The organism is Salinicola sp., assembly GCF_982684285.1.
Map to the genome: position 1 here is coordinate 1 of NZ_CEXLVS010000076.1, position 16,266 is coordinate 16,266.

Genomic DNA, 16,266 nt, shown 5'->3' on the forward strand with positions numbered 1-16,266 from the left:
GGGTGTGGGCCCAGGCCGACGGCGAGCACGTCGATGGTCAACAGGTGGGCGATGCGCGAGGTCATCGGAATGTAGACCTCGGTATCTTCCTGGACATCCACCGGCAACGACAGGGTCACCTCGCGGGCCAGCGGCGAATCGCTGGGGCACAGGCCGATCACGGTGGCACCGGCCTTGACGGCGGTCTTGGCACTGGCGATCAGCGCCCGGGTGCGGCCGGTCTGGGAGATCGCCACCACCACGTCGCCCGCCTTCAGGGTGGCGGCGGACATCGCCTGCATGTGCGGGTCGGCGTAGGCGGAGGTCTGGATCTGGAGGCGGAAGAACTTGTGCTGGGCGTCGGCCGCGACCACCCCCGAGGCGCCGTAACCGTAGAACTCGACCCGGTTGGCGACCGCCAGTGCGGCGATCGCCTTGCCCAGCGCCTCGTTGTCCAGGCCGTCACGGACCCGCTCCAGCGTCTCGATGGTGCTGTCGAAGATGCCATGGGAGAACTCGGCCACGCTATCGCCATCGTTCATGGTGAACTGGGCGTACTGGCTGCCCTTGGCCATCATCTGCGCCAGCTTCAGCTTGAACTCCTGGAACCCGGCCATGCCCATGGCGCGACAGAAGCGCACCACCGTGGGCTCGCTGACCTGCGCCTCGCTGGCCAGATCGGTGATCCGCATCAGGATCACCTCTTCCGGATTGCGCAGCACGAAGCGCGCCACCTTCTGCTCGGAGCGACGCAGACGATCCATGTGAACGCGCAATTCATCGAACAGCGAACGGCTCATGGCTGGCCCTCGAATGGCGACATCAGGCGGTCTCGCTTCTCTGGGTTTCGATCGAAAGTTCGAAACCTAGTATGCCCGAGTCGGGCTGGCGGAACACGCCGGCACGGCGCGTTGAAAGCATGAAAAAAGTGGATCGTCATTATCTTGTAAAGTTGAGTATAGTATGCATGTCGGGCGCAAAACCGACAGTTCCGAGGATGCCAGGAGATTCGATCAATGAAGGACATCGAACATCTTCACACCCTGAAGAGCGAAATTCTCGATATTTTCATGACGTTGGAAGTCAACGAGCACGAGCGGCGCAAGCGCAGGGCAGCCGTGCGTTACCTCAAGGCCCGGCGCGGCATCGAGCAGCGCCAGGAGAAGCGCCAGTTGGCGGAAGAGATCGCAGAATTACCTGAATAGCTGCCCGGATAGCATCCGGTCGACGGCGCCCCTGCCCCAACGATCAGCGGCCGTTGTCCTCGGACAACGGCCGCTGCCTGCCCCGCCGGAACCCTCGCCGACGGGGAAGTTCCCATCACGCCCCGAAGCACGCCCCGAGACGTGACGGAGGGTCCGCTACAGGCTGTTGAAGAACACCACGATCACGCCGATGGGGGCGACATAACGCGACACGTAGTGCCATACCACCCGTCCTTTCGGACCCAGGCCCAGCTCCTGCTTGACGTCGTCGCTGTCCAGGAACCAGGCGGTGAAGACGATCGCGGCCAGCCCCGTCAGCGGCAGCATCAGCTTGCTGGTGAGCGCGTCGAGCAGGTCGAAGACGTTGAAGCCGAACGGCTGGAACCCTGACCAGACGTTGAACGCCAGCAGCGCGGCAATACCCAGCGCCCAGGTCGACAGCGCCGCGACGAACGCCGAGGCAACGCGCGACAGCCGGGTACGCTCCTCCAGAAATTCCGTCACCGGCTCCAGCAGCGAGATCGCCGAGGTGATCGCGGCCACGGTCAGCAGCGCGAAGAAAATCGTACCGAACGCCAACCCCCAGGGCATGTCGATGAAGGCCAGCGGCAGGGTCACGAACAGCAGCCCCGGCCCGGCACTCGGATCCAGGCCGTTGGCGAACACCACCGGAAAGATCGCCATGCCGGCGCCGAGCGCGATGACCGTATCCAGGATCACCACGGTGCGCGCGGTCTTGATCAGATCGACCTCCTGACCCAGGTAGGAGCCGTAGGCCATCATGATCCCCATGCCCAGCGACAGGGTGAAGAAGGCGTGGCCCAGCGCCGCGAGGATGACGCCGCCGTTGAGCTTGCTCCAGTCCGGCGAGAACATGAACTCGGCCGCCTGGCCGAAGCCCGAGGTGGACATGCCGAAGCCGATCAGCACGACCAGCGCCACGATCAGCAACGGCATCAGCCACTTGGCCGCGCGCTCCAGGCCCCCCTTGACGCCGCCGGCGACGATGCCGAAGGTCAGCAGCATGAACAGCGTGTGCCAGAACAGCAGCGTGCCCGGCTGGCCCAGCAGGGTGGTGAAGTAGTCACCCACGCTGACGCCGCTGGAGTTACCGAGGTCGCCGGTCAGCGTGCTCCAGGTGTAGTTGAGCGACCAGCCGCCCACCACGCTGTAGAAAGAGAGAATCAGGAACGAGCCCAGCACGCCGGCGATCCCCACCAGCACCCAGTCCGGCGAGAGCTTCGAGTCGCGGCCGAGCTTCTGCATGGTGTTGACCGGGTTGGACTGCCCGCGGCGGCCCAGCAGCCACTCGGAGACCAGGATCGGCAGCCCGATCAGCGCGATGCAGGCCAGGTAGACGAGCACGAAGACCGCACCGCCGCTGTCGCCCACCATGTAGGGGAATTTCCAGATGTTGCCGAGCCCCACGGCCGAACCGGTCGCTGCCAGAACGAAGGCCGTGCGTGAGGACCACTGCGCATGGGTATGGGATTGTTTGGCCATGAATTCACCATCAGTATTGCTGTTGTCGGAATACCGCCCCTTCGGGAGGCCGGACCCGGTGTCGTTTTTGAAGCCTGGGAGCGTCTCCGGCTGTTTAGCTTCGGCGGCAGGTTCGGGCCGCTTGAAAGCTGTGGCGGCAGCTTCGGGCCGCTTGAAAGAGAAACGCGCGAATTATAACGACTCGAACCCGTTTCTTCCCTTTTTCCTCCTGGAATTCGTCCAAAAGAGGTGTAAAGCGTCCCGAAAACGCAAAGATTGCGCAGAATGCATCATCTCCGCCGCCGGGCGGAGGATTCACTCCCCGCTATTTGCAAGCCGCGTTCGGTGCGCAAAATGCCGCGTGTTCTTGTAGGGCATCTTCATGTAGCCGGAAACGCCGAGACCGTCGATCTGCGGCACCGCCGCCAGCAGCGTCTCCAGGCAGTCGCGAAACTCCTCCTCCCGGGCCGGATCGAGCAGGCGGTAGTAGCTGTGGATCTTCAGGTGGGTCGGCAGCGCCTCGAAGATGATCATCCCGGTGTGATGGATGGCGTTGAGTCGCGACAGCGCCTCGATCATCACCGGCGGTAGCCGCAGGAACTCCTCGGGATCCGGACCGTCCTCGAAGTAGGAGTGCTCGCGACTGGCGTCTTCCAGTTCCGGCGTCGGGCTGACCTCGTAGGGAATCGCGCAGGTCGTGTCGGGCACGAACGGCCGCGCGGCATCGTCGCGGTCGACGTGCAGGGTGCGCCGGGCGTTGAACAGGCACGCCTTGAACACGCCGTCGCGGCGGCGGATCGCCCGGGCCAGGGTGACCATGTTGTTCACCGCCGCGACGAAGGCCTTCCGGAGCGACGGCTCGTTGAGGCTCAGGGTCGTGTCGAACTCGACGCCGGCGTCGCTCCAGCGTACCGCCAGACCGCCCACCACCGGATACTTTCCCAGCCTGCCCACCGCCACCAGGAACGCTTTCTCGAGATCGCCCATGCCCTGCATGAAGTGCTTGTAGTAGCGATCGAGCTGGACGTCGTTGACCGCGCTCAGGGTGTCGTTGCGCTCATCGTCCTGGCGGTGGTCGTCACGCAGGAACGCCTTGCGCGAGCTGTAGACGACCGTCTCGATCTCCTGCTCCAGCGAGCGCACCCACACCGGCACCAGCGGGGTTTCCGGCGATGCCTCGGTCTCCCGCAGGATCGTGCGGGCAATCCGCGGCATGTGCTGGAGAAAATAGTCCCCGGCCCGGCGACGCAGCGCGGGATCCTCGCTCAGCATCGCATCCAGCACCCGGGCGAACTCGATCGGCAACCCCAGCGAAGTGGCCGGGATCGTCTCGCGGCCGAAGCGGCTGGACTGCGCGGTGGCGAGCGCATAGAGGGTCGCGGCGGCACCCTGCTCGTCGAAGCGCGGCGACGACAACGCGCCCTCGAGCTGCTCCCCGCCGATGTAGTAGACATCACCCATGCGGGCGTTGGTGTGCTGCAGATCGGCGGACATCAGCTCCATCACGTTGCGCGACAGGAACTGGCCCTCGGCATCGAGCTGGGCAAAGACCGACGAGCCCCAGTCGATCAGCGCGATCTGCTCGGTTCGCGCATCGAACATCAGATTCGAGGGCTTGATGTCCCCGTGCACCACGAGTCGCCCCTCGGCGGACTCGCGGCGCAGCGTGCGCAGGATGTCCGCCAGCTGCGCCGCGATCTTGATCACCAGGCGCGGCGCCAGACGACCTTCGCGCAGCGAGAACTCCTCCAGGTTGATACCCGGCGCGCGCGCCATCACCAGCATCGCCTGATGGCGCAGGGTGCGGTAGGCGATCAGTTTGGGAACGCGGGGATGATCCACCTGCTCGAGCATGAACGCCTCCTCCTCGAGGCGCTCGTGGAACGACTGCGGCAGGTTCTGGCGGGTGAACTTGAACACGTGGCTGTCGCCGGCGCCATCGATACCCGCGAAGACGAAGCCGTAGGCCCCCTTGCCGACCAGTTCGACCTCGCGATAGCCGACCTGGGCGAGCTGGCGGCGGCAGCGCCCGATCCACTCGCGCAGCTGCCGCGCCTGGCTCTGGCTGAGCAGATAGACCGACTGCTCCTCGGGGATATAGAACTGCTGCAGCTCCGTGGGCTTGTGTCCGGACGTCGCCATGAGATCAGCGCAGGTCGGCAAGCATGGTTTCCGGCGCCTCCAGATACCCCTTCCAGCGATTGCAGAAACGCGCCATGGTGCCGCCATCTAGCACGCGGTGGTCGCCGGACCAGGTCACGGTCATGATCGAGCGCGCTACCACCCGCCCCTCGGCATCGAAGCGCGGCAGCCGCTGGACGCGGCCGAGGGCGACGATCGCCACCTCCGGCGCGTTGATGATCGGCATGGCATAGGTGCCGCCCAGCACGCCGATGTTGGAGATGCTGATGGTGCCGCCCTTGAGATCGGCCGGTTCGACCCGTCCGTCGCGAGCGGCCCGGGTCAGGCGCTCCACCTCGCTCGCCACTTCGCGCAGGCTAAGCCGCTCGACATGCTTGACGTTGGGCACCAGCAGGCCGCTGGCGCTGTCCACCGCCATGCCGACATGGCAGCCGTCCTGGTAGTGGATGGCATCGGCTGCCGCATTGAGCCGGCAGTTGAGCAAGGGGAACTCCGTCACCGCCAGGGCCAGCGCCTTCATTAGCAGCGGCATCAGCGTCAGCCGCTCGTCGCGCGCCTCGAAATCGCCCTTCAGGCGCTCCCGCAACGCCAGCAGCTCGGTGACGTCGAACTCGTCGCCGTAGGCAAAATGCGGAATTGTCGACGCCGCTTCGCTCATCCGCCTGGCCATCACGGCACGTACGCCGCGAAGCGGCTCGACGCGTTCGCCGCTGGAGGCAGCATCGGCAGCCGTCGTGAGCCGATGGTCCGCCGCTTCGGCCTGCCTGGGGCGCTGCTCCTGCTTTTCCTGTTGCTGCCGAAACGCCAGCACATCCTCCTTGAGCACCCGGCCATCCTTGCCGCTACCGGGAATCTCCTCGAGACGGACCCCGAGCTCGCGCACCCGCCGGCGTACCGCCGGGCTGGCGGGGATGCGTCTCCGGCCGGCGTCATCCCGCGCCGAGCGGGCGGCTGACCGCGACTCGGCCCCGCTATCCACGCCATGAGCCGGGGCCGGGTGGGGCTCGGCGCGGGTTTCACGTGGAACAGTGCCGGTCGCCATGGCGTCGGTATCGCTGCATTCGTCAGTGCTGCCGCTGGCCTGGGGCACGTACGCGAACAGCGGCGAGTGCACCCTGGCAACCTCGTCGAGCTGGCAATACCGCCGCACCAGCCGCCCCGCCTCCGGGGCGGTGATCTCCATCACCGCCTTGTCGGTGCTGACCTCGACCACCGGCTGATCCTCGGCGATCTCGTCGCCCTCCTCGACACGCCAGGTCACCACCTCGCACTCGACGATCCCTTCGCCCAGGTCGGGCAGTATGAAATCCTTCGATGCCGCCGGTTCCTTCTCCCCGGCTTCCGGTCCGGGCGGCTGCGGGGCTTCGTCTTCGGGCGTGGCGGCGATCGGTTCGGGTGGTCGAGCATCGTGGTCGGATCGGGAGTCATGGTTGGATCGAGCGCCAGCGTCGGACCGGGCGCGCTCGTCGACGCTCTCGATGGCGAACAGCGGCGCGTGGACCCGGGCCGTCTCCCCTTCGCGGACATAGAGCCGCGTGACGCGCCCGGCCTCGGGAGCGGGGATCTCCACCAGGGCCTTGTCGGTGGTCACCTCGGCGACAGGCTGGTCCTCGGCGATGGTATCGCCCTCGCTGACCAGCCACTTCACCACTTCGCACTCGACGATGCCTTCGCCGATATCGGGCAGCAGGAAATCGCTCATCTCGCCTCCTCTCCTAGAAATCCATCGTGCGGTGGATGGCGTCGAGCACCTTCAACGGCCCCGGCATGTACTCTTTCTCGAGCGTCAGCGGGAACGGCGTGTCGAGCCCGGTGACGCGCTCGATCGGCGACTCCAGATAGAGGAAACAGCGGTTCTGGATGGTGGCGGCGACCTCGGCGGCGAATCCGCCGGTCAGCGGCGCCTCGTGACTGACGATCAGCCGCCCGGTCTTGAGCACCGATTCGACCACGGTCTCGACATCCCACGGCACGATGGTGCGAAGATCGATCAGCTCGCAGGAGACGCCCTCCTTCCCGGCCATTTCGGCGGCCTGTTCGATCACCTCCATCTGCGCCCCCCAGGCCAGCAGCGTGATGTCGCTGCCCTCCTGGACCACCTCCGCCTGGCGCAGCGGCAATTCGTAATCGTCGTCGGGCACCTCGCCCACCGACGCACGATAGAGGCGCTTGGGCTCGAAGAAGAGCACCGGGTCCGGCGAACGGATCGAGGCCAGCAACAGCCCCTTGGCCTGGTGCGGATTGCGCGGCACCACCACCGTCAGCCCCGGCGTGTGGGCGAAATAGGCCTCCGGCGACTGCGAATGGTAGTGGCCACCGGCAATCCCGCCGCCGTAGGGGGCGCGCACGGTCAGGCCGCCGACATCGAACAGGCTGCCGGAGCGGTAGCGGAACTTGGCGGTCTCGTTCACCAGCTGATCGAAGGCGGGGAAGATGTAGTCGGCAAACTGGATCTCGGCCACCGGCACCGAGCCCTGGGCGGCCAGACCGTTGGCGAAGCCGACGATACCCTGCTCCACCAGCGGGGTGTTGAAGCAGCGCTCGCGGCCGTACTTCTCCTGCAGGTGGCTGGTGGCGCGGAACACGCCGCCGAACACCCCCACATCCTCGCCGAAGCAGAGCACCCGGTCATCCGAGGCCATGGCGGTATCCAGCGCGTTGTTGACGGCCTGGAGCAGATTCATCCGACTCATGCCTGGCCCTCCTTCTCGGTGCTGTCATCCAGCCACGGCGCACTCCTGGGATAGGCCTCGGGGTGACGGACGATATGCGCTTTCAACGTCTCGAGCTGCTCGCGCAGCAGCGGGGGAGTCTCGGCGTAGACATCGCTGATCAGCGTGGCCAGCGCCGGTGGCCGACGCTTCTCGGCCTGCTTCATGCCGTCGAGCACCTCACGGCGCAGCGACTCGGTCAGCTCGCGCTCTTCGTCCTCGGTCCACCAGCCACGATCGATCAGCCAACGCTGCATCCGGCGCAGCGGATCCTTCTTGTGCCACGCCTCCTCCTCCTTCTTGCTGCGATAGCCGGACGGGTCGTCGGAGGAGGAGTGAGCCGCCAGCCGATAGGTCATCGCCTCGATCAGCACCGGTTCGTTGTGTTCCACCGCCAGCCGCCGGGCCTCGCGGGTCGCTTCGAATACCGCCAGGATGTCGTTGCCATCGACCCGGATCGACTGCATGCGATAGCCGAAGGCGCGGGCGGCGACCCCGTCGCCGGCAAACTGCTCGGTGACCGGGGTCGAGATGGCGTAGCCGTTGTTGCGGCACAGGAAGATCACCGGCACCTTGTGCACCGATGCCATGTTGAGCGCGGCATGGAAATCCCCTTCCGAGGCCGCGCCCTCGCCGAAGATCGCCAGCGTGCAGTGGCCCTGGCCGGCCAGCTTCTGACCGTAGGCGTAGCCGGTGGCCTGGGGAATCTGGGTCGCCAGCGGCGAGGAGATCGTCAGGTAGTGGAGATCCCGCGAGCCGTAGTGGATCGGCATCTGGCGACCGTGAGCGGTATCGCGCTCGTTGCCGAACAGCTGATTCATGAACTCGTCGGTGGTGAAGCCGCGATAGGCCAGCGCGCCCTGCTCGCGGTACTGGGCCATGATCATGTCGGCGTCGTCCAGCGCCGCCGTACTGCCGACCACCGCGGCCTCCTCGCCGGTGCACTGCATGTAGAAACTGAGCCGCCCCTGTCGCTGGGCCGCCATCATGCGCTCGTCGAGCACGCGGGTGTAGAGCATGGCGCGGTAGACGCGCCGCGCGGTCGCTTCGTCGAGCGTCGGCTTGCCCGCCCCGGCATAAGCGGTGCCATCCGGCTTGAGCAGCGTGAATACGGGAATCTGGATATCGTCGCCATTGGCAAAGACCGGCTTGTGGACGGGTTTTGCCGTGGATCGGGTCGTCTTCATGTGACGCTTCCTGGGCCGAGAATTCGGAACGCCTTATGAGCGGCTTTCAACACCTGACCTTGACGTTAATGTCAACTCGTCGCCATCCTACCTTGGTCGTTTAGCACTAGGTCCTATTGTCCCGCCCCGGAGGGCATCGCTAGAACAGAGCAACGAGGCGTACCGGCTACCCGATCCGGCACGCCAAACGCCTTGTCAGGCACATCGATGCCGCGGCGCCCTGCATGCCTCGCGGGCCCACCCGCCCGCGCAGTCTCTCCGGCGCGGCCACCGAGGGAATTCCGTTACCCATGGACTTCGAACTCAACGACGACCAGCAGGCCTACCGGGAAGCGGCGTGCCAGTTCGCGCGCCGCGAGCTGGCGCCCTACGCCGCCGAATGGGATGCCCAAAGCATCTTTCCGGTGGAGACGATACGCCAGGCCGGCGAACTCGGCTTTTGCGGCCTGTACACCCCGGAGGCCGCCGGCGGGCTGGGCCTGAGCCGGCTCGATTCGACCCTGATCATCGAGGAGCTGGCCCAGGGCTGCACCTCCACCACCGCCTTTCTGACCATTCACAACATGGTCAACTGGATCCTGGCCAGCTACGCCGGCGACGCGGTCCGAGAGACCTGGCTGACGCCGATGCTCGCCGGCGAGAAGCTGGGCTCCTACTGCCTCACCGAGCCCAACGCCGGCTCCGATGCCGCCTCGCTGCGCACCCGCGCGCACCGCGATGGCGACGCCTACGTGATCGACGGCAACAAGATGTTCATCTCCGGCGCCGGCGATACCCAGCTGCTGGTGGTGATGGCCCGCACCGGCGCACCGGACAGCGGCGCCGACGGCATCTCCGCCTTCGCCGTGCCAGCGGACACGGCGGGTATCGACTACGGCAAGAAGGAGGAGAAGATGGGCTGGAACAGCCAGCCCACCCGGGCGATCAGCTTCGACGGCGTGCGCGTGCCGGCGGATCATCGTCTCGGCGAGGAGGGCGAGGGCTTCCGTATCGCCATGCGCGCCCTCGACGGCGGACGCATCAACATCGCCACCTGCTCCGTCGGCACCGCCCAGGCCGCGCTCACCACCGCCCACCGCTACCTGAACGAGCGCCAGCAGTTCGGCCGTCCGCTGGCCAGCTTCCAGGCGCTGCAGTTCAAGCTCGCCGACATGGCCACCCAGCTCGTCGCGGCGCGCCAGATGGTGCGTCTGGCGGCGAGCAAGCTCGACCTCGGCGACCCCGACGCCACGCTCTACTGCGCCATGGCCAAGCGCTTCGCCACCGACCAGGGCTTCGCCATCTGCAACGAGGCCCTGCAGCTCCACGGCGGCTACGGCTACCTGCGCGACTACCCGCTGGAGCGCCACGTTCGCGACTGCCGGGTGCACCAGATTCTCGAAGGCACCAACGAGATCATGCGCCTGGTGATCGCCCGCCGCCTGCTCGACAAGGACGACCTGGAGATCTCGACATGACCGACCGTCACACCGCCCCCCAGCCGGGCGCGACGCCGCAAGAGACGCCAAGAGAGACGCCGTCGGTCGACGGCCTGCGCCTGGAGCGCCGCGGCGCCATCGCCGTGCTGACCATCGACAACCCGCCCGCCAACACCTGGCACGAGGGCTCGCTGGCGGCACTCGCCGACCATCTCGACGCCCTGGCGGCCGAGCCCCAGCCGCCGGCGCTGGTGATCACCGGCGCCGGCGACAAGTTCTTCTCCGCCGGGGCCGACCTCAAGCGCTTCACCGAGGGCAAGGCCACCGCGCTGGAGATGGCGACCCGCTTCGGGCGCGCCTTCGAGACCCTGAGTGCCTACCCCGGGGTCACCATCGCCGCGATCAACGGCTACGCCATGGGCGGTGGGCTGGAGTGCGCGCTGGCCTGCGACATCCGCATCGCCGAGCGTCAGGCGCAGCTGGCACTGCCGGAGGCCAAGGTGGGGCTGCTGCCCTGCGCCGGCGGCACCCAGCACCTGCCGTGGCTGGTGGGCGAGGGCTGGGCCAAGCGCATGATCCTGTGCGGCGAGCGCATCGACGCCGAGCGCGCCCTGACCATCGGCCTGGTCGAGGAGCTGGTCGACGCTGGCCAGGCTTTCACCAGCGCGCTCGCACTGGCCGAGCGCAGCACCGGCCAGAGCCCGCAAGCCCTGGACCGCTGCAAGCGCCTGATCATGAACGCCCGCGACCACGGCCTGCCCCACGGCTACCGCATGGAGCGCGAGCTGTTCATGGAACTGTTCGACACCGCCGCCCCGGGCGAGGGCATCGGCGCCTTCCTCGACAAGCGCCCGCCGCGCTGGCGCGAGGACCCGACCCCGGGCGCAGGCGACGACAGCCGCGACGGAGACCAGGCATGAGCGAGCCCGTGCGCTTCGATACCCTGGCCACCGCCGACGGCCACCGCCTCGGACACATCACCCTCGATGCCCCCAAGAGCCTCAACGCGCTGTCGCTGGCGATGATCGATGCCATTCAGGTGCAGATCGACGCCTGGGCCGAAGACCCGACGGTGGTCGCCCTGTGGCTGGAGGGTGCCGGCGACAAGGCGTTCTGCGCCGGCGGCGACGTGGTTGCCCTCCGTCGCGCCATCGCCGAAGGCCACACCGGCCGTGACCCGGAGGCCGCGGATGGCTTCGTGGCACGCTACTTCACCCACGAGTACCGCCTCGACCACGCTCTCCACGCCTACCCCAAGCCCATCGTCGCCTGGGGCGACGGCATCGTCATGGGCGGCGGTATCGGCCTCATGGCCGGCGCCTCGCACCGGGTGGTGACGCCGCGCTCGATGCTGGCGATGCCGGAGATCACCATCGGCCTCTATCCGGACGTGGGCGCCAGCTGGTTCCTGAACCGCATGCCGGGGGCCAGCGGCACCTTCCTCGGCCTGACCGGCGCCCGCCTCAACGCCAGCGACGCCCTGTTCGTCGGTCTCGCCGACCGTCTTATTGACGCCGAGCGCCGCGACGCGGTGATCGACGACCTGCTCGATGCTGACTGGTCCCGCCCGCGCCCGGCACTCGAACGGGTGCTGCGCGCCCACGCCGCGGCGAGCCGCGAGCTCGCCCCGGCCGCCGAGGTCGCACCGCGGCAGGAGGCAATCGCCGCGCTGACCGACGCCGACAGCGACGAAGCGCTGATCGACAGCATCATCGCCGCCGGCGACAGCGACGACCCCTGGATCGCCCGTGCCGCGCGCAACCTGGCCGCCGGCTCGCCGCTCTCGGCGCGGCTGATCCTGCGCCAGCTGACCCGCTGCCGGCGCGTCTCGCTGGCCGAAACGCTGCGCAGCGAGCTCGATCTGTCGCTGGCCTGTGCCGCCCACGGCGATCTCGGCGAAGGTGTCCGGGCACTGCTGATCGACAAGGACAACGCGCCGGCATGGCACCACGCCCACGGCGCGGTGGCGGCGGCCGACCTCGACGCCTGCCTCGCACCCGCCTGGTCGCGACAGACGCATCCGCTGCGCGACCTGCACGACCACGTCATCGGGTAAGCGTCGCCCGCCCGCGCCACCAACGCTGCCAGGAGAGCCGATCGTCATGTCCGCCACCGCCGAGTTCTTCGCCGCCCGCGATTTCCTGCTCGCCCAGCGCGAGGACTATCCCCGCGCCTACCAGGATTTCCGCTGGCCGCGCCTGACCCACTTCAACTGGGCCCTGGATGTTTTCGACGTGCAGGCCGCCGACAACGCCCGCACCGCGCTGTGGCTGGTGGACGAGGATGGCGGCGAAACCCGGCGCTCCTTCGACGAGATGCGGCGGCGCTCCAATCAGGTCGCCAACCATCTGCGCGAGCTGGGCGTGGCGCCGGGAGACACACTGCTGCTGATGCTGGATAACGTGGTCGAGCTGTGGGAGACCCTGCTCGCGGCGATCAAGCTCGGCGCGGTGGTGGTGCCGGCGACCACCCTGCTGGCGGCGCAGGATCTGCCCGATCGCCTGCAGCGCGGACGCATTCGCCATCTGGTGGTGGGCCACGCCCACACCGCCAAGTTCGCCGGGCTCGACCCCAGCCTGACGCGGATCGCCGTGGGCGATGCGGTATCCGGCTGGCAAGCCTACGACGACGCCTTCCGCGCCGACGACAGCTTTACGCCGACGGTCTCGACCCGGGCCGACGACCCACTGCTGCTCTACTTCACCTCCGGCACCACCTCGCGGCCCAAGCTGGTGGTCCACACCCATCAGAGCTATCCGGTGGGGTCGCTGTCGACGCTCTACTGGATCGGCCTGCAGCCGGAGGACATCCACTACAACATCAGCTCGCCGGGCTGGGCCAAGCACGCCTGGTCCAACGTCTTCGCGCCCTGGAACGCCGGCTGCACCATCTTCGTCTATCGCGCCGCGCGTTTCTCCGCCGCGGCGACCCTGGACGCTATCGCACGCTACGGTGTCACCACCCTGTGTGCCCCGCCGACGGTGTGGCGCCATCTGATCCAGGAGGATCTGGCCAGCTACCGGACCCAACTGCGCGCCCTGGTCGGCGCCGGCGAGCCGCTCAACCCGGAAGTGATCGACCGCGTGCGGCGGGCCTGGAACCTGGAGATTCGCGACGGCTACGGCCAGACCGAGACCACCGCCCAGATCGGCAACCCGCCGGGGCAGCCGATGCGTGCCGGCTCGATGGGGCGGCCACTGCCCGGATATCGCATCGCGCTGCTCGACGCCGACGGCCAGGAGCGCGACGAGGGCGAGATCGCGATCCGTCTCGACGAGCGCCCGGTGGGCCTGATGCAGGAGTACCGCGACGATGCCGCGCGCATGCGCCAGGTGCTCGACGAGGGCTACTACCGCACCGGCGATGTCGCCCGCCGCGACGCTGCCGGCTACTACTGGTACATCGGCCGCGCCGACGACGTGTTCAAGAGCTCCGACTACCGCATCAGCCCGTTCGAGCTGGAGTCGCTGCTGATCGAGCACGAGGCGGTGGCCGAGGCCGCCGTGGTGCCGGCCCCCGACGAGCTGCGTCTCAACGTGCCCAAGGCGTATCTGACCCTGCGCCAGGGCTTCGAACCCGACCGCGACACCGCGCTCTCGATCCTGCGCTTCGCCGCCGCCCGGCTGGCGCCCTACCAGCGCATTCGCCGGCTCGAGTTCTTCGAACTGCCCAAGACCATCTCCGGCAAGATCCGCCGGGTCGAGCTGCGCGCCCATGCGGCGACGGCCGCCGCCGACCCGGATGGCGCCCAGGACGAGTACCGCGAGAGCGACTTTCCCGAACTGCGCCAGCCGCCCGGCACCCATTGAGCTCACACGCCGGCGTCCAGGCCGTCATTCCAAGGAGTTTTCAAATGCAACTGGCCGACCACACCTTCATCGTCACCGGCGGCGGCTCCGGGCTGGGCGCCGCCACCGCCCAGCGGCTGGTGGCGGCCGGGGCCAACGTCACCCTGGCCGACCACGACGAGACGGCGGCGCAAGCCCACGCCGAGTCGCTGGGGGCGAACGCCCTGGCAGTGGCCGCCGACGTCACCCGGGAAGCCGACGGCGAGCATGTCATCGCCGCCACCCGCGAGCGCTTCGGCGCCCTCCATGGGCTGATCAACTGCGCCGGGGTGGCGCCGGCGGAGAAGATCCACGGCAAGCGCGGCGTGCACGGTCTCGACAGCTTCCGCCGGGTAGTCGACATCAACCTGATCGGCACCTTCAACATGCTGCGCCTGGCGGTGGCGGCGATGCAGGAGAACCCGGCGACGGAGGACGACGGCGAGCGCGGGGTGGTGATCAACACCGCCTCGGTGGCCGCCTTCGAGGGCCAGATCGGCCAGGCCGCCTACGCCGCCTCCAAGGCCGGCGTGGTCGGGCTTACCCTGCCCGCCGCCCGCGAGCTGGCCAGCTCGGGCATCCGGGTGATGGCGATCGCCCCCGGCATCTTCGACACCGCCATGATGCAGGGCATGCCTGAGGAGGTGCGCGAGAGCCTCAACGCCAAGGTGCCGTTCCCGCCGCGCATGGGCCACGCCGAGGAGTACGCCGCGCTGGCCTGCCAGATCCTGGAGAACCGCTATCTCAACGGCGAGGTGATACGTCTCGATGGCGCCATCCGTATGAGTGCGCGGTGAAAAGCGACTGAGCATCGCTCAGCCGCTTTTCAGGATGGAGTAAGACAGCAGCGACTGATCGATCCCTCACCAGTATGGGAGAGCTGAACATGAACACCCCAGACCCGATCGTCATCGTCGGCGCCAAGCGCACGCCGATGGGCGCCTTCCAGGGCGCCCTGGGCGGGCTTGCCTGCCCGCAGCTGGGCGCGGCGGCGATCCGCGGCGCCCTCGAACAGGCCCGGCTAACGCCAGACAGCCTCGACGAGCTGATCATGGGCTGCGTGCTCCCCGCCGGGCAGGGCCAGGCGCCGGCGCGCCAGGCGGCACTCGGCGCGGGCCTGGCCGAGTCGACGCCCTGCACTACCGTCAACAAGATGTGCGGCTCCGGAATGAAGGCGGTGATGCAGGCGTTCGACACGCTGTCGCTGGGTCACGCCGCCCATGCCATCGCCGGCGGCATGGAGAGCATGAGCAACGCCCCCTATCTGCTGCCCAAGGCGCGCGCCGGGCTGCGCATGGGGCATGCCCAGGTGCTCGATCACATGTTCCTCGACGGGCTCGAGGACGCCTACGAGCCGGGGCGGCTGATGGGCACCTACGCCGAAGATTGCGCCCAGGCCTTCGACTTCGGCCGCGAGGCCCAGGATGCCTACGCCATCGCCTCGCTGACCCGCGCCCGCCAGGCGATCGAGAGCGGCGTCTTTGCCAAGGAGATCGTCGCCCTCGACGCCCCCGCCGGCCGCGACACCCGCCGGGTCGACCAGGACGAACAGCCCCACAAGGCCAATCTCGAGCGTATCCCCCAGCTCAAGCCCGCCTTTCGCGAGGGCGGCACGGTCACCGCCGCCAACTCCAGCTCGATCTCCGATGGCGCCGCGGCGCTGGTACTGATGCGCCAGCGCGAGGCCGAGCGCCAGGGGCTGACCCCGCTGGCGCGCCTCCACGGCCACGCCAGCCACGCCATGCGCCCGGGCGACTTCCCGGTGGCGCCGATCCACGCCGTGCGCAAGCTCTACCAGCGCCTCGGGTGGACGCGAGAGAGCGTCGACCTCTACGAGATCAACGAAGCCTTCGCGGTGGTGGCGATGGCGGCGATGCGCGAACTCGATCTCGACCACGAGCGGGTCAACGTGCACGGCGGCGCCTGCGCCCTGGGCCACCCGATCGGCGCCTCCGGCGCGCGGATTCTGGTCACGCTGCTCAACGCGCTCGCCCATCACGACCTGACCCGGGGTGTGGCGGCGATCTGTATCGGCGGTGGCGAAGCCACGGCGGTCGGCATCGAACGGCTCGTGTAGCCGAAGACGCGAGTGCCGGCATCCCTGCCGCACGACACCCAATCCAGGGGAGAGATGACGATGACCGGGCCGACCAGCGCCAACCACAATCACGAACCCAGCTACGTCAGCGGCACCAGCGACCGGCCGCTGCTGGGCCTGACCATCGGCGACTGCCTCGATGCCGCCGCCAGCGAATGCCCCGACCGCGAGGCGCTGGTGAGCTGCCATCAGAACCTGCGCTACGCCTACGCTGAGC

At 68.1% G+C, this 16,266-nt stretch carries 13 protein-coding genes; 7 read left to right on the plus strand and 6 right to left on the minus strand.

Annotated features, from left to right (window positions below):
• On the minus strand, positions 1-779 hold a 779-nt coding region (locus AC3AYF_RS08680), incomplete at its 3' end, for an SIS domain-containing protein (protein WP_487779627.1).
• Positions 780-995: 216 nt separating this feature from the next.
• On the opposite strand from AC3AYF_RS08680, the gene AC3AYF_RS08685 reads away from it, so the two are divergent.
• A complete protein-coding gene (locus tag AC3AYF_RS08685) occupies positions 996-1,184 on the plus strand; it encodes a PA3496 family putative envelope integrity protein (protein ID WP_295035398.1) in 189 nt (62 codons plus the stop codon).
• Between the two features lie 156 nt (positions 1,185-1,340).
• Here the strand turns inward: AC3AYF_RS08685 and AC3AYF_RS08690 are convergent, their stop codons facing one another.
• The 5 genes from AC3AYF_RS08690 to AC3AYF_RS08710 all read right to left on the minus strand — a co-directional run bounded on the left by AC3AYF_RS08690 (position 1,341) and on the right by AC3AYF_RS08710 (position 8,706).
• Positions 1,341-2,687, minus strand: a complete 1,347-nt coding sequence (locus AC3AYF_RS08690; RefSeq protein ID WP_295035399.1) for a sodium-dependent transporter — start codon at positions 2,685-2,687, stop codon at positions 1,341-1,343.
• A 294-nt stretch (positions 2,688-2,981) separates the two neighbouring features.
• Positions 2,982-4,808 (minus strand): protein kinase domain-containing protein, encoded by a 1,827-nt coding sequence (locus AC3AYF_RS08695; RefSeq protein WP_487779628.1) that lies wholly within the window; start codon positions 4,806-4,808, stop codon positions 2,982-2,984.
• Between the two features lie 4 nt (positions 4,809-4,812).
• On the minus strand, positions 4,813-6,510 hold the full coding sequence (locus tag AC3AYF_RS08700; protein ID WP_487779629.1) for a dihydrolipoyllysine-residue acetyltransferase: 1,698 nt from the start codon (positions 6,508-6,510) through the stop codon (positions 4,813-4,815).
• A gap of 13 nt (positions 6,511-6,523) precedes the next feature.
• Complete coding sequence (locus AC3AYF_RS08705; protein WP_295035403.1) at positions 6,524-7,501, minus strand: alpha-ketoacid dehydrogenase subunit beta; 978 nt, start codon at positions 7,499-7,501, stop codon at positions 6,524-6,526.
• A complete protein-coding gene (locus AC3AYF_RS08710; protein ID WP_149435185.1) occupies positions 7,498-8,706 on the minus strand; it encodes a thiamine pyrophosphate-dependent dehydrogenase E1 component subunit alpha in 1,209 nt (402 codons plus the stop codon). The genes AC3AYF_RS08705 and AC3AYF_RS08710 overlap by 4 nt, the downstream gene beginning before the upstream one ends.
• Positions 8,707-8,996: 290 nt before the next feature.
• Between AC3AYF_RS08710 and AC3AYF_RS08715 the strand changes: the two genes are divergently transcribed.
• The 6 genes from AC3AYF_RS08715 (at position 8,997) to AC3AYF_RS08740 (ending at position 16,028) form a co-directional block, all read left to right on the plus strand.
• A complete protein-coding gene (locus tag AC3AYF_RS08715) occupies positions 8,997-10,163 on the plus strand; it encodes an acyl-CoA dehydrogenase family protein (RefSeq protein ID WP_295035419.1) in 1,167 nt (388 codons plus the stop codon).
• On the plus strand, positions 10,160-11,044 hold the full coding sequence (locus tag AC3AYF_RS08720) for an enoyl-CoA hydratase (protein WP_295035406.1): 885 nt from the start codon (positions 10,160-10,162) through the stop codon (positions 11,042-11,044). Before AC3AYF_RS08715 ends, AC3AYF_RS08720 begins: the two co-directional genes overlap by 4 nt.
• On the plus strand, positions 11,041-12,180 hold the full coding sequence (locus tag AC3AYF_RS08725) for an enoyl-CoA hydratase/isomerase family protein (RefSeq protein WP_295035408.1): 1,140 nt from the start codon (positions 11,041-11,043) through the stop codon (positions 12,178-12,180). Before AC3AYF_RS08720 ends, AC3AYF_RS08725 begins: the two co-directional genes overlap by 4 nt.
• A 46-nt stretch (positions 12,181-12,226) precedes the next feature.
• Positions 12,227-13,933, plus strand: coding sequence for an AMP-binding protein (locus tag AC3AYF_RS08730; RefSeq protein ID WP_295035410.1), 1,707 nt, complete (start codon positions 12,227-12,229; stop codon positions 13,931-13,933).
• Between the two features lie 44 nt (positions 13,934-13,977).
• Entirely contained in the window at positions 13,978-14,748 is a 771-nt protein-coding gene (locus tag AC3AYF_RS08735) for an SDR family NAD(P)-dependent oxidoreductase (RefSeq protein WP_295035412.1), read from the plus strand.
• Positions 14,749-14,837: 89 nt separating this feature from the next.
• Positions 14,838-16,028 (plus strand): acetyl-CoA C-acyltransferase, encoded by a 1,191-nt coding sequence (locus tag AC3AYF_RS08740; protein ID WP_295035414.1) that lies wholly within the window; start codon positions 14,838-14,840, stop codon positions 16,026-16,028.
• Positions 16,029-16,266: the final 238 nt, after the last annotated feature.